Source organism: Pseudoclavibacter sp. 8L (assembly GCF_902506465.1).
Lineage (GTDB): Bacteria > Actinomycetota > Actinomycetes > Actinomycetales > Microbacteriaceae > Pseudoclavibacter.
In genome coordinates this window covers 168,531-192,839 of record NZ_LR733186.1, presented here as the reverse complement: position 1 = coordinate 192,839, position 24,309 = coordinate 168,531, and the positions used below count along the sequence as shown (strand labels likewise).

At 66.9% G+C, this 24,309-nt stretch carries 24 protein-coding genes; 12 read left to right on the top strand and 12 right to left on the bottom strand.

Going from position 1 to position 24,309, the window contains the following annotated elements:
- The 4 genes from GV007_RS07605 to GV007_RS07590 all read left to right on the top strand — a co-directional run bounded on the left by GV007_RS07605 (position 1) and on the right by GV007_RS07590 (position 2,701).
- Entirely contained in the window at positions 1–1,212 is a 1,212-nt protein-coding gene (locus GV007_RS07605; protein ID WP_160071748.1) for a phosphoglycerate kinase, read from the top strand.
- The gene (gene tpiA / locus GV007_RS07600) at positions 1,206–1,994 is read left to right on the top strand and encodes a triose-phosphate isomerase (RefSeq protein ID WP_104331204.1); all 789 of its coding nucleotides are present in this window, start codon (positions 1,206–1,208) and stop codon (positions 1,992–1,994) included. Before GV007_RS07605 ends, tpiA begins: the two co-directional genes overlap by 7 nt.
- An 81-nt stretch (positions 1,995–2,075) precedes the next feature.
- Positions 2,076–2,333 carry a preprotein translocase subunit SecG gene (gene secG / locus GV007_RS07595; protein WP_104241218.1) on the top strand — a complete coding sequence of 86 codons (258 nt, stop codon included), beginning with the start codon at positions 2,076–2,078 and terminating at the stop codon, positions 2,331–2,333.
- The gene (locus GV007_RS07590) at positions 2,333–2,701 is read left to right on the top strand and encodes an RNA polymerase-binding protein RbpA (protein WP_104241217.1); all 369 of its coding nucleotides are present in this window, start codon (positions 2,333–2,335) and stop codon (positions 2,699–2,701) included. The genes secG and GV007_RS07590 overlap by 1 nt, the downstream gene beginning before the upstream one ends.
- Positions 2,702–2,792: 91 nt before the next feature.
- Here the strand turns inward: GV007_RS07590 and pgl are convergent, their stop codons facing one another.
- From pgl to tkt, 6 genes are all read right to left on the bottom strand, one after another.
- Positions 2,793–3,548: a 6-phosphogluconolactonase gene (pgl, locus tag GV007_RS07585; protein WP_160071747.1), complete on the bottom strand. Its 756-nt coding sequence runs from the start codon at positions 3,546–3,548 to the stop codon at positions 2,793–2,795.
- Positions 3,545–4,543 carry a glucose-6-phosphate dehydrogenase assembly protein OpcA gene (locus tag GV007_RS07580; RefSeq protein ID WP_160071746.1) on the bottom strand — a complete coding sequence of 333 codons (999 nt, stop codon included), beginning with the start codon at positions 4,541–4,543 and terminating at the stop codon, positions 3,545–3,547. The genes pgl and GV007_RS07580 overlap by 4 nt, the downstream gene beginning before the upstream one ends.
- Positions 4,540–6,081: a glucose-6-phosphate dehydrogenase gene (gene zwf / locus GV007_RS07575; protein ID WP_236558410.1), complete on the bottom strand. Its 1,542-nt coding sequence runs from the start codon at positions 6,079–6,081 to the stop codon at positions 4,540–4,542. Before zwf ends, GV007_RS07580 begins: the two co-directional genes overlap by 4 nt.
- A 105-nt stretch (positions 6,082–6,186) precedes the next feature.
- A complete protein-coding gene (locus GV007_RS07570) occupies positions 6,187–7,773 on the bottom strand; it encodes a glucose-6-phosphate isomerase (protein WP_160071744.1) in 1,587 nt (528 codons plus the stop codon).
- A gap of 9 nt (positions 7,774–7,782) precedes the next feature.
- Positions 7,783–8,901 carry a transaldolase gene (gene tal, locus GV007_RS07565; protein ID WP_160071743.1) on the bottom strand — a complete coding sequence of 373 codons (1,119 nt, stop codon included), beginning with the start codon at positions 8,899–8,901 and terminating at the stop codon, positions 7,783–7,785.
- Positions 8,902–8,980: 79 nt separating this feature from the next.
- The gene (gene tkt, locus GV007_RS07560) at positions 8,981–11,071 is read right to left on the bottom strand and encodes a transketolase (protein WP_160071742.1); all 2,091 of its coding nucleotides are present in this window, start codon (positions 11,069–11,071) and stop codon (positions 8,981–8,983) included.
- Positions 11,072–11,314: 243 nt separating this feature from the next.
- On the opposite strand from tkt, the gene GV007_RS07555 reads away from it, so the two are divergent.
- Positions 11,315–12,217, top strand: a complete 903-nt coding sequence (locus tag GV007_RS07555) for a heme o synthase (RefSeq protein WP_236558549.1) — start codon at positions 11,315–11,317, stop codon at positions 12,215–12,217.
- 674 nt (positions 12,218–12,891) lie between these two features.
- On the opposite strand, the gene GV007_RS07550 is transcribed toward GV007_RS07555, so the two are convergent.
- Positions 12,892–13,857, bottom strand: a complete 966-nt coding sequence (locus tag GV007_RS07550; protein WP_160071741.1) for a COX15/CtaA family protein — start codon at positions 13,855–13,857, stop codon at positions 12,892–12,894.
- A gap of 262 nt (positions 13,858–14,119) precedes the next feature.
- On the opposite strand from GV007_RS07550, the gene sufB reads away from it, so the two are divergent.
- From sufB to GV007_RS07520, 6 genes are all read left to right on the top strand, one after another.
- Positions 14,120–15,538: a Fe-S cluster assembly protein SufB gene (gene sufB / locus GV007_RS07545; protein WP_104242038.1), complete on the top strand. Its 1,419-nt coding sequence runs from the start codon at positions 14,120–14,122 to the stop codon at positions 15,536–15,538.
- Complete coding sequence (sufD, locus tag GV007_RS07540) at positions 15,539–16,744, top strand: Fe-S cluster assembly protein SufD (protein ID WP_160071740.1); 1,206 nt, start codon at positions 15,539–15,541, stop codon at positions 16,742–16,744.
- Complete coding sequence (locus GV007_RS07535) at positions 16,741–17,073, top strand: non-heme iron oxygenase ferredoxin subunit (protein ID WP_104299032.1); 333 nt, start codon at positions 16,741–16,743, stop codon at positions 17,071–17,073. The genes sufD and GV007_RS07535 overlap by 4 nt, the downstream gene beginning before the upstream one ends.
- Before the next feature lie 3 nt (positions 17,074–17,076).
- Positions 17,077–17,841 (top strand): Fe-S cluster assembly ATPase SufC, encoded by a 765-nt coding sequence (gene sufC, locus GV007_RS07530; RefSeq protein ID WP_068481926.1) that lies wholly within the window; start codon positions 17,077–17,079, stop codon positions 17,839–17,841.
- Between the two features lie 9 nt (positions 17,842–17,850).
- The gene (locus GV007_RS07525; RefSeq protein ID WP_104241206.1) at positions 17,851–18,183 is read left to right on the top strand and encodes a metal-sulfur cluster assembly factor; all 333 of its coding nucleotides are present in this window, start codon (positions 17,851–17,853) and stop codon (positions 18,181–18,183) included.
- 180 nt (positions 18,184–18,363) lie between these two features.
- Positions 18,364–19,962, top strand: coding sequence for an ABC-F family ATP-binding cassette domain-containing protein (locus tag GV007_RS07520; RefSeq protein WP_104241205.1), 1,599 nt, complete (start codon positions 18,364–18,366; stop codon positions 19,960–19,962).
- A gap of 93 nt (positions 19,963–20,055) precedes the next feature.
- Here GV007_RS07520 and GV007_RS07515 read toward each other — a convergent pair whose 3' ends face one another.
- Genes GV007_RS07515 through GV007_RS07505 form a run of 3 tightly spaced genes read right to left on the bottom strand, consistent with a single transcriptional unit; the run spans position 20,056 to position 21,456 of the window.
- Positions 20,056–20,910: an SURF1 family cytochrome oxidase biogenesis protein gene (locus tag GV007_RS07515; RefSeq protein WP_160071739.1), complete on the bottom strand. Its 855-nt coding sequence runs from the start codon at positions 20,908–20,910 to the stop codon at positions 20,056–20,058.
- The gene (locus GV007_RS07510) at positions 20,907–21,188 is read right to left on the bottom strand and encodes an acetone carboxylase (RefSeq protein WP_236558409.1); all 282 of its coding nucleotides are present in this window, start codon (positions 21,186–21,188) and stop codon (positions 20,907–20,909) included. Before GV007_RS07510 ends, GV007_RS07515 begins: the two co-directional genes overlap by 4 nt.
- The gene (locus GV007_RS07505) at positions 21,181–21,456 is read right to left on the bottom strand and encodes a DUF3099 domain-containing protein (RefSeq protein WP_146080201.1); all 276 of its coding nucleotides are present in this window, start codon (positions 21,454–21,456) and stop codon (positions 21,181–21,183) included. The genes GV007_RS07510 and GV007_RS07505 overlap by 8 nt, the downstream gene beginning before the upstream one ends.
- Positions 21,457–21,536: 80 nt before the next feature.
- Here GV007_RS07505 and GV007_RS07500 point away from each other — a divergent pair, with 80 nt between their 5' ends.
- Entirely contained in the window at positions 21,537–22,247 is a 711-nt protein-coding gene (locus GV007_RS07500; protein ID WP_104306605.1) for a beta-ketoacyl-ACP reductase, read from the top strand.
- 133 nt (positions 22,248–22,380) lie between these two features.
- Here GV007_RS07500 and serB read toward each other — a convergent pair whose 3' ends face one another.
- On the bottom strand, positions 22,381–23,040 hold the full coding sequence (gene serB, locus GV007_RS07495; RefSeq protein WP_160071738.1) for a phosphoserine phosphatase SerB: 660 nt from the start codon (positions 23,038–23,040) through the stop codon (positions 22,381–22,383).
- Positions 23,037–24,278, bottom strand: coding sequence for a glucose-1-phosphate adenylyltransferase (locus GV007_RS07490; RefSeq protein WP_160071737.1), 1,242 nt, complete (start codon positions 24,276–24,278; stop codon positions 23,037–23,039). Before GV007_RS07490 ends, serB begins: the two co-directional genes overlap by 4 nt.
- Positions 24,279–24,309 lie beyond the last annotated feature (31 nt).

The window sequence follows — 24,309 nt, the reverse complement described above, 5'->3', positions numbered from 1 at the left end:
ATGGCGCTTCGCACAATCGAGACCCTCGGCTCCCTCACGGGAAAGAAGGTCATCGTTCGCTGCGACCTGAACGTGCCGCTCAAGGAGGGCGTGATCACCGACGATGGTCGGATTCGCGCCTCCCTCGGTACGCTCCGCCTCCTCCTCGACCAGGGTGCGCAGGTCATCGTGATCTCGCACCTTGGTCGGCCCAAGGGGGCACCAGAACCGCAGTACTCGCTCGCGCCGGCAGCTGCCAGGCTCGGCGAGCTGCTCGAGATCGATGCCCCGCTTGCAGCCGACACCGTCGGTGAGGACGCAGAACGCCGTGTTGCCGCGCTCGAGAACGGCCAGCTCGTCGTGCTCGAGAACCTGCGCTTCAACCCGGGGGAGACGAGCAAGGACGACGCTGAGCGCCGCGCCTTCGCAGAGCAGCTCGCGAACTTCGCGGACGCGTTCGTCTCCGATGGGTTCGGGGTCGTGCATCGCAAGCAGGCTTCCGTCTACGACCTCCCACAGATCGTGCCGAGCGCCGCAGGCCTTCTTGTGGCGAACGAGCTCGAGGTCCTCGAGCGACTCACTTCCGCGGTCGAGCGCCCCTACGCGGTTGTGCTCGGCGGCTCGAAGGTCTCCGACAAGCTCGGAGTCATCGAGCACCTTCTGCCGAGGGTCGACTCGATCCTCATCGGCGGGGGAATGCTCTTCACGTTCCTCGCGGCTCAGGGGCACAAGGTCGGCGCCTCCCTGCTCGAGGTGGACCAGCTCGACACCGTCCGCCAGTACTTGGCGGACGCGCAGGAGCGTGGCGTCTCGATCGTTCTCCCGACGGACATCGTCGTCGCCGCCTCGTTCTCGGCAGACGCCGAGCACGAGGTCGTCCCAGCCGACGGCATCGAAGACAGCGCGTTCGGCGCGGACGGAATCGGGCTCGACATCGGCCCGGAGACGGCCAAGGCCTTCGCCGCGGCTATCCGCGAGTCGAGCACCGTGTTCTGGAACGGCCCCATGGGCGTGTTCGAGTTCCCCGCATTCGCGGAAGGCACTCGCACCGTCGCTGAGGCACTCACCAAGGTCGACGGCCTCTCGGTCGTGGGCGGCGGTGACTCTGCGGCAGCCGTGCGCACGCTCGGCTTCGCTGATGACGATTTTGGCCACATCTCTACTGGTGGCGGTGCGAGCCTCGAGTTCCTCGAAGGCAAGCAGCTGCCCGGATTGCAGGTTCTCGGATGGTAACGACTCGCACCCCGCTCATGGCGGGCAACTGGAAGATGAACCTGGACCACCTCCAGGCCATCGCCTTCACGCAGAAGCTCGCTTGGGCGCTCAAGGACGCGAAGCACGACTTCGACGACGTCGAGGTCGCTGTCTTCCCGCCTTACACCGACCTCCGAAGCGTCCAGACGCTCGTGGACGCCGACAAGCTGTCGCTCAGCTACGGCGCCCAGGATGTCTCGGCGCACGACTCCGGTGCCTACACGGGCGAGATCTCGGGAGCTTTCCTGAGCGCTCTCGCCTGCAAGTACGTCATCATCGGGCACTCCGAGCGACGCACACTGCACGCGGAGACCGATGAGGTCGTCGGCAGCAAGGTCAAGGCGGCGATCAAGCACGGACTCGTGCCAGTGCTGTGCGTTGGCGAGACGTCTGAGGACCTCGAGAAGTTCGGCGCGAGTGCCGTCCCAGTGGCTCAGCTCAAGGCAGCCTTGGAGGGCGTCGAGGGAACACCTGACCTCGTCGTCGCCTACGAGCCGGTCTGGGCGATCGGCTCCGGCCAGGCGGCAACGCCTGAGCAGGCACAGACCGTCGCGAACGCACTTCGCGTCGCGCTCGAAGAGCTCCTGGGCGAGTCCGTGGCGGCAGCTACGCGCATCCTCTACGGCGGCTCGGTCAAGTCAGACAACATCGCCGGCTTCATGCGCGAACCTGACGTCGACGGCGCACTCATCGGCGGCGCGAGCCTCAAGGTCGACGAGTTCAGCGCCATCGCGCGGTTCCGTCAGCACGTCGGTTCCTAGTCGCAAACGCGAACCATCTATACTCGGACGTGGCCTGTTCACTCAGGCCACGTCCGAGTCCGTTCATCTGAGAGGGATTCCGTGGATATTCTCCTCGTCATCCTGCAGGTCGTGCTGGCCATCACCAGCGTCCTGCTGATCCTGTTCATTCTGTTGCACCGCGGACGAGGCGGCGGACTCTCCGACATGTTCGGTGGCGGCATGGGCTCCAATCTGGGTGCCTCCGGCGTCGCGGAGAAGAACCTGAATCGCATCACGGTGACCCTCGCGGTCATCTGGCTGCTCGCTATCGTCGCTATGGGCATCATCACCCGCATTCAAACGGTTGTGGTGAGCTAGTGGCCCAGGGGGGATCTGCGATCAGGGGATCGCGTGTCGGTGCCGGTCCCATGGGGGAGACAGATCACGGGGTGCACGCTGCCCGCGTGTCTATCTCGTACTGGGACGCGCACGGCAACGAGACCGTCAGGCATTACTCCGCGGAAATCGCGGAGGACGACATCCCTGATCTCATCGACTGCCCGATCTCCGGCCTTCCCGCCGGACGTGACCGGGAGAACCCGCCAGCCGCCGTCAAGGTCGCGCCGTACAAGACGCACCTCGCATACGTCAAGGAACGACGTACGGCGGAGGAAGCGGAACGGCTCCTTGAGGAGGCGCTGTCGAAGCTGCGCGAGCGTCGCGGCAAGACGACTTCGAAGTCCTGAACACCTCAGCTTCACAAGACTGAGCAACGAACAACGGCCCCGTCCGAGAGTCTCCTCTCGACCGGGGCCGTTGTTCGTGCCGAGCTGGCTCCTAGCCGAGCGCTTCGGCGGCGGCGGCGTCAAGCAGCAGCAGCGTCTCGAGGCGACCGGTCGCGGCGCCGAGTGGTGATTCCTTCGCGGTGACTCCCTCGGTGGCGGCGAGGCGAACGGCGTTGGCCTTCTCGGCACCGGTGACCACTGCCCAGACACGGGCGGACTCGCGGATGGCCGGAAGGGTCAGCGTCACTCGCTCCGCCGGCGGCTTCGGCGAGTCACGGATGCTGTCGACAAGCGCCGAGGTCTCCTCGAGCCCCTCCGTGCCGGGGAAGAGCGACGCGGTGTGTCCGTCTCCGCCAGCGCCGAGCAGCACGAGGTCGAGCGACGGGATGCCGCCCGGAACGCCGTCGGCCGGCGGGACGAGTGCACGCAGCTCAGCCTCGTAGGCTGCAGCGGCATCCTCGAGGGACTCTCCGCTGTCGCTCGCGAGCGTCGCGTGCAGGCGTGCCTGCTCGAAGCCGGCCGCGCCCTTGAGAGCCTCGGCGACCGCGACGACGTTCCGGTCGTCGTGACCCGTCGGAACGAATCGCTCGTCGGCGAACCAGACGTGCACGCGCGACCAGTCGAGGCCTGCGCTCTCCACCGCGGCGACGAAGGCGGGGAGCACTTTCGTGGCGACGGAGCCGCCACTCACGGCGATGTGGAGCTCCGCCGTCGTGGAACCCAGCAGCCGCGCGAAGCGCTGCGCTGTGTGCTCGGCAACCGCCGAGACGGAGGGCTCCACGTGCCTGCTTCGAGCAGCCTGTGTCATGCCTGCGCTCCGTCGTTCTCCGCCGACTCGCCCGTCGTGGAAGCGGTCTCAGCGACCGCGAGCTCCCGGGCTTCCGTCTCGGCGGCCTCGGCGAGCACCTCGCCGAAGACGCGGTCGGGACCGAGCGAACGGAGCTCCTCTGCGAGGACATCCGGCAGGTCCCTCACGGGCATCGGGATCTTCTGCTCCGGCTGACCCGGCTGCGTGAGCACAACCGCGGAGTCGCTGACGCGCTCGAACGTGACCACGCCGCTCGGGCGGGTGAGCTTGATCGCGCGGAGCTGAGCTCGGCCGAGCTCTCGCTCGGTCGCCTGAGCGAGCCGGACCGGAACCTGCAGTGCCAGCTGCAGCCAGGCCGCCATCAGGAGGGTCGACGTGTGCGAGGGGCGCCCGATGACCTCGACTTCCTGGATAGGCTCGTACGGGGGCTGGTCGAGCACCGCGGCGATCTGCGCGCGCCAGCTGGTGAGCCGAGTCCACGCGAGGTCGCTGTCACCGTCGCAGAAGCCCTCTGCGAGCTTCGTGACGGTCTCACCGCCGTTGCTGGCGCTGCCGGAGTCGACGATGCGCAGCTGGGCGATGCGACCGAGCGACGAGGCGCTCGGGGCGCCGAGCGCGGAGTCGGGCCACCAGGCGACCACCGGGGCGTCCGGCAGGAGCAGCGCCTGCACCAAGGTCTCGGGGTCGTCCGCTGCGGGTCCGGAGACGTGCAGCACGATGACTTCACTGGCCCCGGCGTCTCCGCCGACTCGGATCTCCGCGTCCATGTTGGAGGTCTTCGCGTTGCGGTCGACGACGTGGATCACGATGACGCGCATTGGGTGCTCGCCTGAGGCGGAGTTGGCTGCGGCGATCGCAGCCTCGCCTCGCCGTTCGCCGGTCGAGATGACGAGCGTGAGCACGCGCCCGAGCGCGACCGCTCCGCCTTCTTCTCGCATCGACACGAGCCGCTTCGAGACGGCTGAGGTCGTGGTGTTGCCGAGTTCGATGATCACGGGCGCCTCCAGGTGCGGCCATCGCGGGCGAGGAGGGCCGTGGCCGAGGCCGGACCCCAGCTGCCGGGTTTGTAGAGTTCGGGTTGTCCCTGCGTCGCCCAGTACTCCTCGACGGGGTCGAGGATCTTCCAGGAGAGCTCGACCTCCTCGTGGCGTGGGAAGAGGGGCGGGTCGCCGAGCAGCACGTCGAGGATGAGTCGCTCGTAGGCTTCCGGGCTTGATTCGGTGAACGCGTGGCCGTACCCGAAGTCCATGGTCACGTCGCGGACGTGCATGCCAGACCCTGGGATCTTCGAGCCGAAGCGGATGGTGACACCTTCGTCCGGCTGCACGCGGATCACGAGGGCATTCGGCCCGAGCGAAGTTCGCTGCGCCTCCTCGAACAGGTACAGCGGTCCCTGCTTGAAGGTGACGGCGATCTCCGTCACGCGGCGGCCCAGGCGCTTGCCCGTCCGCAGGTAGAACGGCACCCCAGCCCAGCGGCGGGAGTCGAGTTCCACCCGGAGGGCGGCGTAGGTCTCCGTGGTCGACTGCGGGTTCATGCCGTCTTCCTCGAGGAAGCCTCGCACGAACTCGCCGCCCTGCCATCCGGAGCCGTACTGGCCTCGGGCGGAGGCGAGCGACAGGTCGCGGGGGAGTCGGACTGCTGCGAGTGCCTTCTCCTTCTCCTGGCGGAGGTCCTTGGCGTTGAAGGAAAGCGGCTCCTCCATCGCGGTGAGCGCGAGCAGCTGCAGGAGGTGGTTCTGGATGACGTCGCGTGCGGCGCCCACTCCGTCGTAGTAGCCGGCGCGACCGGACACGCCGATGTCCTCCGCCATGGTGATCTGCACGTGATCGACCGTGTTGGCGTTCCAGAGCGGCTCGAACATCGAGTTCGCGAAGCGCAGCGCGAGGATGTTCTGTACCGTCTCCTTGCCGAGGTAGTGGTCGATGCGGAAGATGGCATCGCTCGAGAAGACGGACTCAACGATGCTGTTCAGCTCACGGGCCGACGCGAGATCGTGTCCGAACGGCTTCTCGATGATGACTCGGCGCCAGGAGTCCTCTCGCTCATCCGCGAGTCCCGAGCGTCGCAGCTGGGTCGTGACCTCGGGGAAGGATCGCGGCGGGATCGACAGGTAGAACGCGTGGTTGCCTCGCGTGCCCTGGTCCTCGTCGAGCTCGTCGAGCACCGACTTCAGCGAGTCGAAGGACTCGTCGTTGTCGAACTCGCCCGAGACGAAGCGCATGCCCTTCGCGAGCTGCGTCCAGACCTCCTCGTTGAACGGGGTCCTCGCGTGCTGCTCGACGTTCTCCTTGACGAACGCACGGAACTCGTCGTCCGACCAGGGCCGGCGTGCGAAGCCGACGAGACCGAACGAGGGGGAGAGGAGTCCGCGGTTGGCCAGGTCGTAGACCGCTGGCAGGAGCTTCTTGCGGGACAGGTCGCCCGTTACTCCGAAGATGACGAGGCTCGAGGGTCCTGCGATGCGGCGGAGTCGCCCGTCATCGATGGACCTGAGGGGGTTGTTGTCAGCGCTGATGTCGACTGGCGTCACAGCGTCGCCTCCTTTTTTGTGTAGGCACGAGTGTTCTGTTCTCCGGGGAGACCCGGAGACGGGGCGGGGATGCGATGGGTCTCGCATCCCCGCCCCGATGATCGATCAGCGCGAGATGGCTCCGAGGAGCGCGTCGAGCCCGTGTCCGCCTTGGCCGAGGTCGATCCGCAGGACTGGCTGCGAATGCGACTCGAGCACCGAGGCGTCGCCTGCGGCCTGCGCGGAGATGAGCGTCCCGAAGGTGAAGGGGCGCTCTGGGATCTCCAGGTCCTGCGGCTCAGCCGAGGTGATCTGGAGGAAGGCCCCGACCTTCGGGCCGCCCTTGTGGAACTGGCCGGTGGAGTGGAGGAAGCGCGGGCCCCAGCCGAACGTCACGGGGCGGCCTGAACGCTGCGCGAGCTCGTCGCGGAGCGCCTCGAGTGCACCGAACTGGTTCCGGTCGACATAGGCCTGCACTGACAGGTAGCCGTCCGACGGGATGAGCTCCACGAGGGCGTCGATAGCGCCGCTCAGCGTGCTCTGCCCCTCGACGACTGACTGGGTGCCGCGCACCTCGATGCCGTCGACCGCGAAGGCCGCCGGAGTCGGCTCCGGTGTCGCCTCGAGCAGACCGCGTGCTGCGACCTTGGCCGATTCGACATCGGGCTGGTCGTACGGGTTGATCCCGATGACGGCTCCCGCGACGGCGACTGCCGTCTCCCACAGGACGAACTGACCGCCGAGGGTGCCGGAGACGGCGATGTCGTCGCCGTCCGCCGGGGTCGCCTCCGCGTCGTCGACAACCCGAACCAGCTGCAGGTCAGCGGGGCGCGTGGCAACTTCTGGCGCACTGGAGGTGAGGACCACGGGGAGGATCCCGAGATCGTCTTTCCCGGTCGACTCGGCGATGAGCTGCTCGACCCAGTCGCCGAAGCCGACGATCGACGTGCCGTCGTCGAGGACGCCGAGGAATCGCTTGGCGGCGATCGCCGCGCCGAGGACGAGCGCGGGGTTGCTCTCGTCGTCGACCGAGACGACGGTCGCTGCGACGCCCGCGTCGTCCAGGAGACCGGCGATGTCGACTCCCGCGAGCCCGGAGGGGACCAGGCCGAACGCGGTGAGCGCCGAGAAGCGGCCGCCGACGTGAGGGTCGGCCAAGAACACCCGGTAGCCGGCCTCGCGCGAGGCGGCTTCCATGGGCGAGCCCGGGTCGGTGACGATCACGATGCGGCTGGCCGGGTTGATGCCCGCCGCCTCGAAGGCGTGGGCGAACGTCCGGCGCTGCGAGTCGGTCTCGACCGTCGAGCCTGACTTCGAGGAGACGATGATGGCCGTCTTCTCGAGGCTCTCCTCAACGGCGGCCCGGACCTGAGCCGGGTCGGTCGAATCGAGGACCACGAGCTCGACGCCGGCGGTGCGCGTGATGACCTCGGGAGCGAGCGACGATCCGCCCATTCCGCAGAGCACGAACCGCGTCACGCCGGCCTCCGCGAACTCGGCCTTGAGAGCCAGGATGCCGTCCACGAGGTCGCGCGAGACCTCGTGCGCGCGAGTCCAGCCGAGTCGAATCGCGGATTCGGCCTCAGCAGCAGCTCCCCACAGGGTCGCGTCCTGCGCGAACAGGCGAGAGGCGAAGCGATCGCTCACGAGGGCGCCGACCTTCTCGGAGGCGGCAGCGGAGGCCGCGCCCGAGGTGCTGACCTTGATGCCCATGGCCCGGACCTACGCCTTCGCCGCTGCAGCCTGGAGCTGCGAGTCGACGGTGGCCTTGAGCTCCTGCCAGGAGACGATGAACTTGTCGACACCCTCGGTCTCGAGCTGCTCGGTCACCTCGACGTAGCTGACGCCGATCGACTCGAGGGCGTCCAGCGTCGTGTTCGCGGCGTGCGCGGTACCGGCGACGGTGTCACCGGTGATGACGCCGTGGTCGGCGACAGCCTCGAGGGTCTTCTCCGGCATGGTGTTGACGGTGTCGGCCGCGACGAGCTCCGTGACGTAGAGGGTGTCGGGCAGCGCCGGGTCCTTCACACCGGTAGAGGCCCAGAGCGGACGCTGCTTGTGCGCACCTTCCTCGAGCAGGAGCTTCGCGCGCTCGCTCGAGAATTCCTCCTCGAAGGCGGCGTAGGCGAGGCGTGCGTTCGCGAGAGCCGCGAGGCTCTTGAGCGCGATCGCGTCGTCGGTGCCGATCGCCACGAGACGCTTGTCGATCTCGGCGTCGACACGCGACACGAAGAAGGAGGCGACGGAGCGGATCGTCGACAGCTCGTGTCCACGTTCACGCGCCTGCTCGAGACCGGAGAGGTACGCGTTGACGACCTCGCGGTACCGGCTCAGGCTGAAGATGAGAGTGACGTTGACGCTGATGCCGGAGGCGATGACCTCGGTGATCGCGGGCAGGCCCTCGACGGTGGCCGGGATCTTGATCATGGCGTTCTTGCGGTCGACCGTGGCCCAGAGTCGCTTGGCCTCTTCGATGGTCGCGTCGGTGTCGCGAGCGAGCTCGGGGGAGACCTCGATCGAGACGCGCCCGTCGAGTCCGTTGCTCGCCTCGTAGATCGGCAGGAACAGGTCGCAGGCCGAGCGCACGTCGTCGGTCGTGATGTCGAAGATCGCCTCGTCGACGCTGGCCCCACGGGCCTGGAGCTCGGCGACCTGTGCGTCGTATGCCTCGCCCTTGCTGAGCGCCCCGGCGAAGATCGTCGGGTTGGTGGTCACGCCGACGATGCCCCGCTCGGCGATGAGGCGCTCGAGGGCGCCCGACTCGAGGCTGGAGCGGGAGAGGTCGTCGAGCCAGATGCTGACGCCGGCTTCGGCGAGTGCTGCTGTTGGTGTTGAAGTCATTGCTGATGTTCCTTCGCGTTGCTGGTGAAGAAGTGCTGGGTACCGATGCATGGGCGAGCGGTGTGCCGCCCGCGGACGGCTAGCGCGCGAGCGACTCGAGCGCTGCGTCGACGACGGCGTCCGCCGTGATGCCGTAGGCCTTGTAGAGCTCAGGCTGGTCAGCGGATGCGCCGAACGTCTCGATGGAGACGCTGCGGCCCTTGGGTCCGACGAACTGGAGCCACGGGAGTGCGAGGCCGGCTTCGATGCTCACGCGAGCCTCGACGGCCGACGGCAGCACGTGCTCCCGGTAGGCGTCGTCCTGCTCAGCGAACCACTCGAAGCTCGGGACGGACACGACTCGCGTCGGGTGTCCCTGCGCCTGCAGGGTCTCGCGCGCCTCGAGTGCGTACTGCACCTCGGAACCGGTTGCGAGCACGATGACCTCAAGCGCTCCGCCGGCGGCTTCCGCGAGCACGTAGGCGCCGCGCTTCGTGCCAGCAGCCGAGCCGAACTCCTGCTCGTTGGCGTCGCCGGAACCGCGTGCGATGACGGGGAGGTCCTGACGCGAGAGGATGAGTCCGGTCGGGCCGCCTCGACGGCTCACGACCTCGAGCCAGGCGGCAGCCGTCTCCGGGCCGTCTGCTGGGCGCACGACCGCGAGGTTCGGGATCGCGCGGAGCGCTGTCAGCGACTCGACAGGCTGGTGCGTCGGCCCGTCGCCGCCGAGGGCGATCGAGTCATGCGTCCAGACGAAGATCGACGGGATGTTCATGAGCGCGGCGAGACGCACCGAGGGGCGCATGTAGTCGCTGAACATGAGGAAGGTGCCGCCGAAGGCGCGCGTCTTGCCGTGGAGGGTGATCCCGTTGAGGATCGCGCCCATGGCGTGCTCGCGGATGCCGAAGTGCAGCACTCGGCCATACGGGTTGCCCGTCCAGCTGGATGTCGAGAACTTCTCCGGAATGAACGACGCGGCCTTGCTGATGGTCGTGTTGTTCGAGCCGGCGAGGTCGGCGGAGCCACCCCACAGCTCCGGCAGGTGTGCCGCAAGCGCGTTGATCGCCTCACCGGAGGCCTTGCGGGTCGAGACCTTGGCGACGCCCGCGAAGTCGGGGAGCGCGTCCGCGATGCCCTCTGGCAGCTCATCGGCCTCGAGGCGCTCGAGGAGCTCCGCGCGCTCCGGGTTGGCGCTCTTCCAGGCGTCGAAGCTCTGCTGCCACTCCGCGCGAACGGGCGCGACGCGGTCGGCGAGTCCGCGGGTGTAGGCAAGCACGTCGTCGGCGACCTCGAAGCTCTGCTTGGGGTCGAACCCGACGAGGCTCTTGACTGCCTCGAGCTCGGTCTCCCCGAGCGCGGAGCCGTGGATGCCGCCCGTGTTCTGCTTGGTCGGGCTCGGCCAGCCGATGATGGTCCGGAGCACGATGATCGAGGGGCGGCCCGTCTCGGCCTGCGCTGCGATCGTCGCGTCGTGGAGGGCCGCGAGGTCCTCGTGGTACTGCTCTCCGGCGGTCCAGTCGACCGTCTGCACGTGCCAGCCGTAGGCCTCGTAGCGCTTCGCGACATCCTCGGTGAAGGCGATGTCGGTGTCGTCCTCGATGGAGATCTGGTTCGCGTCGTAGAACACGATGAGGTTGCCGAGCTCCTGGTGTCCGGCAAGCGAGGATGCCTCGCTGGTGACACCTTCCTGCAGGTCGCCGTCGCTGGCGATGACGTAGACGCGGTGATCGAACGGGCTCTCGCCGACCGCGGTCTCGGGGTCGAACAGGCCGCGCTCGAAGCGCTGCGCGTAGGCGAACCCGACGGCGGACGCGAGTCCCTGGCCGAGTGGGCCGGTCGTCATCTCGACGTGGTCGGTGTGCCCGAACTCGGGGTGCCCCGGCGTCTTCGAGCCGAACTGGCGAAGCTGCTTGAGGTCGTCGAGCTCGAGACCGAAGCCGCCCAGGTAGAGCTGGCAGTACTGCGTCAGCGAGGAGTGCCCTGCGGACAGGATGAAGCGGTCTCGACCGATCCAGTGCGGGTCCTTCGGGTCGACCCGCATCACGTGCTGGTAGAGCAGCGTCGCGAGGGGAGCAAGGCTCATCGCCGTGCCGGGGTGTCCACCCTTCGCCTTCTCAACTGCGTCTGCCGCCAAGATCCTTGCTGTGTCGACTGCACGTCGATCGAGCTCGGACCACTCAAAATTCGTCACACTGCGTCCCGTCGTCGTTGGGAAAGGGCCGCCTCACAGCTTATCGCCACGATGGGTCCGCGCGGGGGGAACGTCGTTCAGTTCCCGGACATGTTTCTCCGTGCGACGAGCCTCACAGCGCTTTCAGCCGGGTGTGAGGCTGGCCGCACCCAGGAAACGGGACGGCTTCTGGGCAAGAGCAGATAGAATTGCCAGCAGATTTCGAGCGAAGAGGAATTGGTGGCTTTGTCTGTCGATGAACTAGTGGCCGTGGCACCCCCGGAGCGCAAGCCTTTCGGGCGCAAGGTACGGGCCTACGTGGCGCTGACGAAACCTCGAATCATCGAGCTGCTCCTCATCACGACTGTCCCGACGATGTTCCTGGCGCACGGTGGCGTCCCGAACCTGTGGCTTGTCCTCGGTGTGGTCCTCGGCGGAGCGATGTCTGCAGGCAGCGCGAGCGCCTTCAACTGCTACATCGACCGCGACATCGACCGCCTGATGAAGCGCACCGCGAAGCGTCCGCTCGTCACGGGCGAGCTCTCGGACCGAGAGGCTCTCGTCTTCTCGTTCGCCCTCGGCATCCTGTCGATAGTCGTGCTGTGGCTCGTCGCGAACCCGCTGACTGCGGCACTCTCGCTCGGCGCGATCCTGCTCTACGTCGTCTTCTACACGATCGTGCTCAAGCGCCGCACGGAGCAGAACATCATCTGGGGTGGCGTGGCCGGCTGCATGCCCGTCCTCATCGGCTGGGCCGGTGTCACCAACTCGCTCAGCTGGGCGCCGTTCGTGCTGTTCGCGATCATCTTCCTGTGGACTCCGGCTCACTACTGGCCGCTCTCGGTGAAGTACCGGGACGACTACGCCAAGGCGAGCGTGCCGATGCTGTCCGTCACGGAGGGCGAGCTCTCGGTCTCACTGCAGACCGTCCTCTACGCGTGGGCGACTGTCATCTGCTCGCTCCTGCTTGTGCCGGTCGCGGGCATGGGGTGGCTCTACACCTCGGTTGCGCTGCTGTCGGGTGGCTGGTTCCTCTATGAGGCTCACGTGCTCTACTACCGCACGATCACCGGCAAGGGCGGGAAGCCCATGAAGGTCTTCCACCTCTCGATCACCTACCTGACGCTCGTCTTCGTCGCGGTTGGAATCGACCCGCTGATCTCCTAGATCGCGGTTGGCCGAGAGGTCAACCCAGCATGCTCGCGACAGCGGGCAGATGCACTTGAAGCGGCTCCGCCGAGCTATGGGCTGATCCAATCGGTCGTCGCAACGCCGTGGTGAACGAGATCAGTTCCAGCAGGCGCTCGACTTGGGTTTTCCAATCTCCGTTCTGAACTGGTCGATCTCGCTCCTCGTCCGACGAACCCTCGGCCTCGATCCGAGTCTGGTCGGGTCGCCGCGGCTTCCCGATCCATCGTCCGCTCGCCCAAAGCGGGGTTGTGGTCGTGAAACCTCGCTCGCAGCAACCACAACTCAGCTCCCGGCCGTTGGCTGGGCCGCTCGCCTCGCGTGCCCCCCCTCGATTGCCCGACGGAGTTGTGGCGGGATGCTGTCGCTCCGCTTCCCGACCTCACCTGGCCACAACTTTGCGGTCGCGTCGCTCGCGAGAGCCGCGGGCGCGGGCCCGGCGCGGCGCGGGCCCGCGGACAGGCGCAGGGTTGTGGCCAGGTGCCGTTGCCGCTTGCCACAACCGCGCTTCGCCACAACTCTGCCCGCACTCGCCGGGATTGGCACCGCGCCCGCGAGGAGCTCGGCGCGGCACGGCGGCTTGAGGCCGGCCGGCGCGTGAAGCGGCCCCGGCGAGCACTGCTCGCCGAGGCCGCTTCATACGCCGGTCATGATCAGACGCGCGATGGGCGTCCTTCGCGGCGGATGGTGGCGACGGCCGTCGTGGCGACGGCGATGGTCGTGACCGAGAGCACCATGTGGACGATGACGAGCGTGATGGGAAGTCCGGTGCGCGCCTGCCAGATGCCGACGGCCGCCTGCGCGACGATGAGGCACAGCAGGCCGATCGAGACTCGCCGCGTTGCCGCGAAGCCCCGAACCGAGGCGACCACGACGAAGATGAGCGAGCACGCGAGCAGGATGTAGGCCGGCCACGAGTGCACATGCTGCATGATGACCGGGTCGAGGCCGTTCCGCGAGGCGGCAGAGTCTCCGGCGTGAGGCCCAGAGCCAGTCGTGAGCGCGCCGACGAAGACCGTCACCCACACCCACACGTTGACGACGATGCTGATCGTGAGCACGAGGCCTGACCGGCTGACATCGAGTCTGGTCCCCACCTCGGGGACGGGCTCACCGCTTCGCACGCGGAACAGCAGCACCGCAGCGATGGCGCAGATGAGACCGGAGATGAGGAAGTGGAGGCCGACGATGTCGGGGTTGAGCCCCGTGAGCACCGTGATGCCGCCCACGATCGCCTGCAGGATGATGAGGAGACCGATCGAGAACGCGGGGACGGCGAGGCGCATGCCGCGGGGGCGCACTCGCAGCACGGCGAGGAATAGCAGCAGCGCGATGATGCAGAGGATGCCCGTCAGCAGGCGGTTGCCGAACTCGATGACGCCATGGATGCCCATCTCGGGCGTGTTGATGAGCGACCCGTCCGTGCAGTACGGCCAGGTCGGGCAGCCGAGGCCGGAGCCGGTGAGTCGCACGAGTCCGCCCGTGCCGACGATGGCGATGTTCGCGATCAGGCTCGCCCACGCCAGGAAGCGCGTGTACCGCGTGATGCTGGTCGGCAGCAACCGCGCGCGGAGGTCATCCGCTCGTGGGGGACGGACGGGAGCGACTTGCGCGGTCACGAGTTCCTTTCAGACGCCTGGCATGTCTGGCGTAGGATAGAAGTTGTTGTCTTCGCTCGGGACGTGCGCCCGAATCGCGGCGCAGGGAACAATGGAGGCCCTTCGCGGGTTCCATTCTACGAGAGGTAGACGCACGCCGTCTGCCCAAGCGACCGCGGGCCCACCGGCCGAAGACCCCATACGCGAGACGATCGACGGCGACAGGCCCCAGAAGCAGCCGCGTGTGGAGAACGACTTCAGAGATGAGAGAGACGAGGCAGACATGTCAGATGTCCTGATCGATCGCCCAGAACTCGAGGGCCTCGGCCGCTATGAGTTCGGCTGGTCCGACTCCGATGTTGCGGGATCGTCCGCGAAGCGAGGCATCAGCGATGCCGTCGTCGCCGACATCTCGCAGTTGAAAGACGAACCCGAGTGGATGCTGAAGACGCGCCTCAAGGGCTACAAGATGTTCGAGCGCAAGCCGATGCCGAACTGGGGCGCAGACCTCTCCGGGATCGACTTCGACAACATCAAGTACTTCGTGCGCTCGACGGAGAAGCAGGCGCAGACCTGGGAGGACCTCCCGGACGACATCAAGAACACGTACGAGAAGCTCGGCATCCCGGACGCAGAGCGCCAGCGCCTCGTCGCCGGAGTCGCCGCACAGTACGAGTCCGAGGTCGTGTACCACCAGATCAACGAGGAGCTCGAGAAGCAGGGTGTCATCTTCATGGACACCGACACGGCGCTTCGCGAGCACCCGGAGTTCTTCGAGGAGTACTTCGGCACCGTCATCCCCTCGGGCGATAACAAGTTCGCCGCACTCAACACCGCCGTGTGGTCTGGCGGCTCATTCGTGTACGTCCCCAAGGGCGTCCACGTCGAGATCCCGCTGCAGGCCTACTTCCGCATCAACACGGAGAACATGGGTCAGTTCGAGCGGACGCTCATCATCGCCGACGAGGGCAGCTACGTGCACTACATCGAGGGCTGCACGGCTCCTATCTACAAGTCCGACTCACTGCACTCCGCGGTCGTCGAGATCATCGTCAAGAAGAACGCGCGAGTCCGCTACACGACCATCCAGAACTGGTCGAACAACGTCTACAACCTCGTCACGAAGCGTGCGATCGCTGAAGAGGGCGCCACCATGGAGTGGGTCGACGGCAACATCGGGTCCAAGGTCACGATGAAGTACCCGTCGATCTACCTTGTCGGCGAGCACGCCAAGGGCGAGACCATGTCCGTCGCGTTCGCAGGCCCTGGCCAGCACCAGGATGCCGGCGCGAAGATGATCCACATGGCTCCGTACACGCAGTCGTCGATCACGTCGAAGTCCATCGCGAGGGGCGGAGGTCGAGCCGGCTACCGCGGCGAGGTGCGCATCGATGCGAAGGCGCACCATTCCTCGAACAGCGTCGTCTGCGACGCGCTGCTCGTCGACACGCAGTCGCGCTCCGACACGTACCCCGCGATCGACATCCGCGTCGACGACGTGCAGCTCGGCCATGAGGCCACGGTCACGAAGGTGTCCGAGGAGCAGCTGTTCTACCTCATGAGCCGCGGCCTCCCGGAGACCGAGGCGATGGCCATGATCGTGCGCGGCTTCATCGAGCCCATCGCGCGCGAGCTGCCGATGGAGTACGCGCTGGAACTCAACAAGCTCATCGAGATGAGCATGGAAGGATCGGTCGGCTAGATGACGACGCAGGTGACGAGCGAGCAGATCAATCCGCTCGGTCTCAACAAGCACAGCCACGGGCCTGGGTCCGAGGTGCCGGTGCAGACGAGGTCGGAGCGGTTCACCTCCTTCGACTTCGCCGACTTCGCGCCGCTGAGCGGTCGCGAGATCGAGTGGAAGTACACCCCTGTCGCGAAGCTCGATGGCCTCATCAACGGCGAGCTCACGGGATCCCGCTCCGAGCTCGAGTTCGCAGAGACCGAGGGCGTCGCAGTCAGCTGGATCCCTCGCTCGGATGCGCGGATCGGATCCGCGGGCAAGCCGGAGGACCGCGCCTCGGCGAACGCCTGGTCGAACTTCGAGGAGGCGCTGCTCGTCGAGGTCTCCGGTGAAGACGACAAGCAGTTCGTCTTGGATCGCAAGGGCTTCGGCGGCGCTGCTGTCGCGGCCCACGTCGTGATCGACATCAAGCCGCACGCCAGGGGCCTCATCATCCTGCGCCACACCGGCGCGGCGACGGTCGCGGAGAACGTTGAGATCCTCGTCGGAGACGGGGCGAACGTCACGATCGTCTCCATGCAGGAGTGGGAGGACTCGGCCCAGCACCTCTCGACGCACTTCCTGTCGGTCGGGCGCGACGCGTTCATCAAGCACATCGTCGTCTCGCTCGGTGGCGGCATCGTCCGCCTCAACCCGACGCTGCAGCTCAACGCGCAGGGCGCTGACGGCGAACTGTACGGCCTCTACTACTCGGACGCGGGCCAGCACCTCGAGCACCAGGTGTTCGTCGACCACAACGCGCCGCACACGCGCAGCCGCGTCAACTACAAGGGCGCGCTGCAGGGTGAAGGCGCGCGTGCCGTGTGGATCGGCGATGTCCTCATCCGCCGGAACGCACCGGGCACTGACTCCTACGAGCAGAACCGCAACCTCGTCCTCTCCGAGGGCACACGCGCCGACTCGGTCCCGAACCTCGAGATCGAGACGGGCGACATCGAGGGTGCCGGCCACGCTTCGGCAACCGGACGCTTCGACGACGAGCAGCTCTTCTACCTGATGAGCCGTGGCGTCTCCGAAGCCATGAGCCGCCGCCTGGTGGTCCACGGCTTCCTCAACGAGATCGTCCAGCAGATCGGCAACGAGGAGATCGCCACCCACCTGCGGGATGCGCTCGAACGCGAGCTCAACGAGGGCGCAAGCCCCCTGCTCGTCGCCGAGCGATGACCTCGGTGCGTCTCTGCGCGGCAGATGACGTGAAGGTCGAGTCGCCGCAGCGCTTCGAGATCGAGGGCCAGGCCATCTGCCTGGTCCGAGACTCGGCCGGTGAGCTCTTCGCTCTCGGCGATCGGTGCTCGCACGGAGACATCTCGCTCGCCGAGGGCTTCGTGGAGGACGACTCGATCGAGTGCTGGGCGCATGGCTCCCAGTTCTCTCTCAAGACCGGCTGGCCACGCACCCTCCCCGCCTACGAACCAGTGCCCGTGTACCGCATCCAGGTGCAAGCGGGCGACATCTACATCGACCCCACTCCAATCTTCGAGGAGAAGAGCTAGCACATGTCCACGCTGCAGATATCCGACCTCCACGTCACGGTCGAGACCGACCAGGGCACCAAGGAAATCCTCCGCGGTGTCGACCTGACGATCAACAAGGGCGAGATCCACGCCATCATGGGGCCGAACGGCTCCGGCAAGTCGACCCTCGCCTACACGATCGCGGGCCACCCCAAGTACGAGGTGACCAGCGGCTCGATCACGCTCGACGGCGAGGACGTCCTCGAGATGTCCGTCGACGAGCGCGCCAAGGCCGGCCTCTTCCTCGCGATGCAGTACCCGGTGGAGATCCCCGGCGTGACGGTTGCGAACTTCCTGCGTACCGCCAAGACCGCGGTCGCCGGCGAGGCTCCGCCCCTGCGCCCATGGCTCAAAGAGGTCAAGGCCTCCATGGCGGCGCTCCGCATGGACCCCGTGTTCTCCGAGCGCAACGTCAACGAGGGCTTCTCCGGTGGAGAGAAGAAGCGCAACGAGATCCTCCAGCTCGAGCTCCTCAAGCCCAAGTTCGCTGTGCTCGACGAGACCGACTCGGGCCTCGACGTGGACGCGCTCCGCATCGTGTCGGAGGGTGTCAACCGCGTCAAGGAGAACACCGGCCTCGGTGTGCTGCTCATCACGCACTACACGCGCATCCTTCGCTACATCAAGCCTGACTTCGTGCACGTCTTCGTCGCGGGCAAGGTCGCCGACCAGGGCGGACCCGAGCTCGCCGATCGCCTGGAGAACGAGGGCTACGACCGCTACCTCGCTCAGCAGGTCGAGGCGTAGGATCTCGCCATGGCACTGACGACACTCGAAGCGACACGCTACGACGAGATCGAGGAAGCGCTCAAGGAGGTCGTGGACCCGGAGCTCGGCGTCAACATCGTCGACCTCGGGCTCATCTACGACCTGAACTGGGACGACGACTCCGACGCGCTCGTCATCTCGATGACGCTCACCTCAGCGGGCTGCCCGCTGACCGACGTCATCGAGTCCGAGACCGCCGAGGCACTCGAGGGCGCCGTCGAGCGCTTCGTCATCAACTGGGTCTGGATGCCGCCGTGGGGTCCTGAGAAGATCACGGACGACGGCCGCGACATGATGCGCGCGCTCGGGTTCAACATCTGAGCTCGGTCCCGCAGTGAAGAGCCCCGCCCCGGCGGGGCTCTTTCGCGCCTCGTCTAGACTGGGCAGGTTGTCGGCTATGGGGCCAGGCTCGGTTCACGCCGCGACCTGGCCCCGCACCGTTTCCCGACAGCCCACACGACTCGCCCCGAACACCCGCACTTCACTGAATGGAATCACTTCTTGCTCGCCGTACATGACCTCGAAATCACCATGGGTGCCCGCACCCTCATGTCGGGAGTCGACTTTCGTGTTGCCGCTGGCGACAAGATCGGCCTCGTCGGTCGCAACGGCGCGGGCAAGACGACGCTGACGAAGATCCTCGCCGGCGACACGCTCCCGACCGCCGGTCGGATCGAGCGCCGCGGCGAGATCGGCTACCTGCCGCAGGACCCGCGAAGCGGCGATCCCACGCAGACTGCCCGCACCCGCATCCTTGACGCCCGTGGGCTCGGCGAGCTGCGTCTCGGCATCGACGAGGCGACCATGGCGATGGCCGAGGGCACCCCTGCTGAGCAGGAGTCCGCGATGAAGAAGTACTCGCGCCTCGACGACCGCTTCCTGGCGCTTGGCGGCTATGCCGCAGAAGCCGAGGCGGCGGCCATCGCCAGCAACCTCAAGCTGCCTGACCGCATCCTCGACCAGGAGCTGCAGACGCTCTCCGGAGGACAGCGCCGACGCATCGAGCTCGCCCGCATCCTCTTCTCGGGTGCCGAGACCATGCTGCTCGACGAGCCCACGAACCACCTCGATATCGATTCCGTCATCTGGCTGCGCGAGTTCCTCAAGGGGTACGCGGGCGGACTCATCGTGATCTCCCACGACGTGGAGCTCGTGGGGGACACCGTCAACCGGGTGTTCTACCTCGACGCGAACCGCCAGGTCATCGACGTCTACAACATGGGGTGGAAGCACTACCTCCGTCAGCGCGAGGCCGACCAGGAGCGCCGCAAGAAGGAGCGCGCAAACATCGAGAAGAAGGCCTCCGTCCTGCAGCAGCAGGCGGCGAAGTTCGGCGCCAAGGCGACGAAGGCCACGGCGGCGCATCAGATGGCCAGGCGCGCAGAGAAGATGCTCTCGGGTCTCGAGGAGGTCCGCGTCGCGGATCGAGTCGCGAAGCTGCGCTTCCCAACGCCCGCGGCTTGTGGAAAGACGCCGCTCCGCGCGTCCAACCTCTCGAAGTCGTACGGCTCGCTCGAGATCTTCACCGCCGTCGACCTGGCGATCGACCGCGGATCTCGCGTCGTCATCCTCGGCCTCAACGGTGCAGGCAAGACGACGCTGCTGCGGATGCTCGCCGGCGTCGACGAGCCCGACACTGGGGCGCTCGAGCCCGGCCACGGCCTCAAGATCGGCTACTACGCGCAGGAGCACGAGACTCTCGATGTCGCGCGCAGCGTGCTGCAGAACATGGTGAGCGTATCCAGCCACCTCACCGAGACCGAGGCACGCAAGGTGCTCGGCTCGTTCCTGTTCTCCGGCGACGACGTGCACAAGCCGGCCGGCGTGCTCTCCGGCGGCGAAAAGACTCGCCTCGCTCTTGCGATGCTGGTCGTGTCGAGCGCCAACGTGCTCCTGCTCGACGAGCCGACGAACAACCTCGACCCGCTCAGCCGCGAGCAGATCCTGGACGCGCTCGCGCATTACGAAGGCTCTGTCGTGCTGGTCAGCCACGACGAGGGGGCGGTCGAGGCGCTCAACCCCGAGCGCGTGCTCATCATGCCGGACGGCGTGGAAGACCACTGGACGCCCGACTACTTCGACCTCATCACGATGAACTAGGCAGGGCGCAGCAGCGGAGCCAGTCTCTGCAAGGAAGAGCGCATGCTCCCAGCAGGGGGCATGCGCTCTTCGTGTCTGCGGGAGCTTCCGGAATCACCCGCCGGCGCGATCGAGGATCTCGTCCTCGATCTCGGCGTCGGTCTTGCGACGTCGACCAGCGCGCTCACGCTCACGCGAGATGGCCTCACGCACCTTCGGGTCGTCCGGGTTGCGGTCGCGGTACTCGGCCCGCAGGCCGAAGATGAGGCCGAGGAGCGCGATGATGGCGAAGATGATCCACTGGAACGCGTACGAGAGATGGTTGCCCTCGCTCAGCGCGGGCTTCGTCGTGAGCGCGCCCGTCTCAGCGTTGGGCCGCTCCGCCGAGAGGAGCCCGTATGCGCCCGTGTAGACGCGGTCGGTGCCGAGCTCATCAGCGAACTGCGGCAGGTGGATGGTCGCGATCTGTCCCGCAGGCGCTGTCCGTCCGGGGATCTCGGGTTCGCCGGGCTTGAGGCGAGCCACGATCGTGGCTTCGCCTTCGGGGGCAGCGGGGATGTGGTCGGGGGAGTCCTGCGCGTCACCCGTCGGAATCCAGCCGCGGTTGACGATGAATACCCGCCCATCGTCGGTCTCGAAGGGCGTGAGGATCTCGAATCCCGGCAACCCGTTGTGCGGCCGCGACCTCGCGAGCAGCTGCTCGTCCGTGAGGTATCTGCCCTGCAGGAGCACGGGAGTCCACTCCTGGTCGATCGAGAAGTCGTCGATCGCCGGGAGCTCGCTCTCGAGGGGAACCGGCTCCCGGTCGAAGTTGCCAGTGATCCGAGCGTTCTCCGAGACCCGCTCGTCGCGCCGCTCGAACTGCCAGTGGCTCAGGAAGCCGCAGGCGATCGCGAAGACGATCAGCAGTCCGAGGTACCCGAGCCAGCGCTTCGAGAAGGCGAAGCGCCAGCGACGCTCGCCGCTCACGCGCGCCCGTCCACATCGTCGTCGAGCTGCCCGGTCGAGATGGCCGAGGCTGTCACCGGGAAGTCACGCTGGCGGAGGAAGTCTGCGAGGTAGCCAGCGTGCTCGTCGCAGGCGAGCCAGATCTTGCGCCGCGCCTCGTCGTGGATGCGCGGATTGCGCCACACGATCCGGGTCGTCGCGTCGGAGCTGCACCCAGCACGCGAGCATCGCGGCTCGGCTTCCGCGGCGTCGAGCCCGCCGCTCTGGAGCGCGCCGAGCAGGTCGAATCCCTCACGCATCCGGCTTGCCCCGTCGCTGCAGGAAGCTCGGCCGTTCCACCTTCCGCGTGCGCCGCTGCGTGGCAGCATTCGCGATGACAACAGCGAAGTAGGGGAGGAAGATCGCTCCGGCCGCGAAGACGAACATCCACGGTCCGCGCACCCAGATGAGCGCGACGAAGCAGGCCACCCTGATGAGCATCATGATGGTGTACTTCCTCATGCGGGCAGCGCGCTCGTCGTACTCGCTGTCTCCCATGGAGGTGACGTTCGTGGTGTGTGATCGCACGGTGGCAAGTGCTCCTCTCGGCGATCTGCTCAGCTTACTCCTCGCCCCTAGACTGGAGCGAACCGTCTCAAGGGAGCAGCATGACCCAAAGAACCGTCCTCGTCACGGGAGGAAACCGCGGCATCGGCTACGCCATCGCCGCACACTTCGTCAGCCTTGGTCACCGCGTCGCGGTGACCTCGCGCTCGGGGGAGGGCGGCCCTGAGGGCGCTCTCACCGTTCGGGCGGACGTCACCGACGCTGCGAGCGTCGACGCGGCCTTCAAGGCCGTGGAGGAGCAGCTCGGGGCCGTCGAGGTGCTCATCGCGAATGCCGGCATCACGAAGGACAACCTCCTGCTCCGCATGTCGGAGGACGACTTCCAGCAGGTCATCGACACGAACCTGACCGGCGTCTTCCGCGTTCTCAAGCGCTCCTCGAAGGGGATGCTCAAGGCTCGCTTCGGTCGGGTCGTCTTCATCTCGAGTGTCGTCGGGCTCTTCGGCTCGCCGGGCCAGATCAACTACTCGTCCGCGAAGGCCGGCCTCGTCGGCATGGCCCGTTCCCTCACCCGCGAGCTCGGCTCGCGGGGCATCACCGCGAACGTCATCGCCCCGGGATTCATCGAGACCGAGATGACTGCGGTGCTTCCCGAGGAGACCAAGAAGGAATACCTGTCTCAGATCCCGGCGGCCCGCTACGGAAGCGTCGACGAGATCGCCAAGACCGCTGCCTGGCTCGCCAGCGATGACGCCGGGTACATTTCCGGCGCCGTCATCCCGGTCGATGGTGGCCTCGGCATGGGGCACTAGCAGCACGTCGTCGTCCTGACGCACGGAGATCCACGAGCAGAGCGGGCCGAGCGGATGCAGATCCGCTCGGCCCGCTCTCTGCTCGTTCGTCTCTGCTCGTTCGTCTCTGCTCGGTCGTAGCCCTGCTCGGCCGTCAGCCCTCGAGGCCCAGGGCGGCGAGCACCTGCCGCATATCGCGATCAGGGAGGCTGACGTGCGCCTGTTCCCGGACAACCGGCTTCGCGTCGAACGCGATCGAGAGACCGGCAGCCGACATCATGCCGAGATCGTTGGCGCCATCGCCGATCGCGACCGTGCGCGACGGGTCGACACCGAGCTCGTGAGCCCACTCGAGCAGCGTCTCGCGCTTCGCCTCGCTCCCGATGATGGGGCCGGATACCCTGCCCGTGAGCTTGCCGTCGACGACCTCGAAGCGGTTCGCGCGCCAGCGGTCGAGTCCGAGCCGCTCGGCGAGCTCGTCGAGGATCTCGTGGAAGCCTCCCGACACCGCCGCGATGGAGCCGCCGGCCGCGTGCACGCCGTCGATGAGCTCTGGGACGCCGTGCGTGACGACAACCCGATCCACCACTGACGCGACATCCGTCGAGGAGACGCCCTCGAGGAGCGCAACGCGGTGGCGCAGGCTCTCCTCGAAGTTCAGCTCGCCCGCCATCGCTCGCTCGGTCACCTCGGCGACCTCAGCGGTCACCCCGGCGTAGTCGGCGATCAGCTCGATGACCTCGTCTTCGATGAGGGTTGAGTCGACGTCGAGGACGACCAGGAAGGGGGACCGGGGGGACGGACCCGAGGTCACGGCTCGACGATCCCGAACTTCTCCACGACCGTGAGGCCAGAGTCGGTGACCGTGAAACCGCGTCGGAGGTCGTGCTCGCGGTCGACGCCGACCGAGGCGCCTTCCTTGACGATGACGTTCTTGTCCAGGATCGCGCGACGCACGACAGCACCAGCCTGCACGTTGACCCGGTCGAAGAGGATGGAGTCGACGACTGCGGCTCCGGACTCGACGTTGTCCCAGGGGCCGAGCACGCTCCGCTCGATGTGCGCACCAGAGATGACCGAGCCGAGCGAGATGATCGAGTCGATCATCGTGCCCGTGGATCCACGGCTGTCCCGGACGAACTTGGCCGGGGGAGAGTTCAGCTGCTGCGCGAAGATCGGCCACTTCTCGTTGTAGAGATTGAAGATCGGCAGCGTGGAGATGAGGTCCATGTGAGCGTCGTAGAACGAGTCGATCGTTCCGACGTCGCGCCAGTAGTCGCGATCGCGCTCCGTCGACCCGGGAACGATGTTGTCCTTGAGGTCGTAGACCCCACAGTCTCCCAGAGCCACGAAGCTCGGGATGATGTCCCCGCCCATGTCGTGCTTGGAGTCCTCGAGCGTGGAGTCGCGGATGACCGCTTCGACCAGCTTGTCGGCCGTGAAGACGTAGTTTCCCATCGAGGCGAGGATCTCGCCCGGGCTGTCCGGCAGTCCCTGAGCGTCTTCCGGCTTCTCGAGGAACTCGCGGATCAGCGTCCGGTCGTCCGGGTCGACGTCGATCACGCCGAACTGGTCCGAGAGCGAGATCGGCTGACGGATCGCGGCGACCGTCGCGCTGCGCCCGGAGGCGATGTGCGCCTCGATCATCTGCGAGAAGTCCATGCGGTAGACGTGGTCCGCACCGACGACGACCACGATGTCCGGGGACTCGTCGTTGATGAGGTTCAGGCTCTGCCGGATGGCATCTGCCGAGCCCGAGAACCACCGCTTGCCGAGTCGCTGCTGCGCTGGCACGGAGGCGACGTAGGAGTTGAGCATCGCGGGGAGACGCCACGTGTGCGACACGTGCCGGTCGAGCGAGTGGGACTTGTACTGCGTCAGGACGACGATCTTGTGGAGCCCGGAATTCACCAGGTTCGAAAGCGCGAAGTCGATGAGTCGATACTGGCCTGCGAAGGGCACAGCGGGCTTTGCCCGGTCTGCGGTGAGCGGCATGAGCCGCTTCCCCTCACCACCAGCGAGAACGATGCCGAACACCTTTGCCTGTGACATGACTCGAGCTTAGGGGTTCCCAGCCCCGCTG

Excerpts from the sequence above, each read along its gene's own strand:
- GV007_RS07490 (WP_160071737.1), bottom strand. The coding sequence starts at position 24,278 with ATGTCACAGGCAAAGGTGTTCGGCATCGTTCTCGCTGGTGGTGAGGGG.
- GV007_RS07525 (WP_104241206.1), top strand. The coding sequence starts at position 17,851 with ATGGCACTGACGACACTCGAAGCGACACGCTACGACGAGATCGAGGAA.
- tal (WP_160071743.1), bottom strand. The coding sequence starts at position 8,901 with ATGACTTCAACACCAACAGCAGCACTCGCCGAAGCCGGCGTCAGCATC.
- GV007_RS07570 (WP_160071744.1), bottom strand. The coding sequence starts at position 7,773 with ATGGGCATCAAGGTCAGCACCTCGGGCGCGGCCTCCGCTGCCGCCTCC.
- sufB (WP_104242038.1), top strand. The coding sequence starts at position 14,120 with ATGTCAGATGTCCTGATCGATCGCCCAGAACTCGAGGGCCTCGGCCGC.
- GV007_RS07535 (WP_104299032.1), top strand. The coding sequence starts at position 16,741 with ATGACCTCGGTGCGTCTCTGCGCGGCAGATGACGTGAAGGTCGAGTCG.
- sufC (WP_068481926.1), top strand. The coding sequence starts at position 17,077 with ATGTCCACGCTGCAGATATCCGACCTCCACGTCACGGTCGAGACCGAC.
- sufD (WP_160071740.1), top strand. The coding sequence starts at position 15,539 with ATGACGACGCAGGTGACGAGCGAGCAGATCAATCCGCTCGGTCTCAAC.
- GV007_RS07510 (WP_236558409.1), bottom strand. The coding sequence starts at position 21,188 with ATGCGTGAGGGATTCGACCTGCTCGGCGCGCTCCAGAGCGGCGGGCTC.
- tpiA (WP_104331204.1), top strand. The coding sequence starts at position 1,206 with ATGGTAACGACTCGCACCCCGCTCATGGCGGGCAACTGGAAGATGAAC.
- GV007_RS07605 (WP_160071748.1), top strand. The coding sequence starts at position 1 with ATGGCGCTTCGCACAATCGAGACCCTCGGCTCCCTCACGGGAAAGAAG.
- GV007_RS07500 (WP_104306605.1), top strand. The coding sequence starts at position 21,537 with ATGACCCAAAGAACCGTCCTCGTCACGGGAGGAAACCGCGGCATCGGC.
- pgl (WP_160071747.1), bottom strand. The coding sequence starts at position 3,548 with ATGACACAGGCTGCTCGAAGCAGGCACGTGGAGCCCTCCGTCTCGGCG.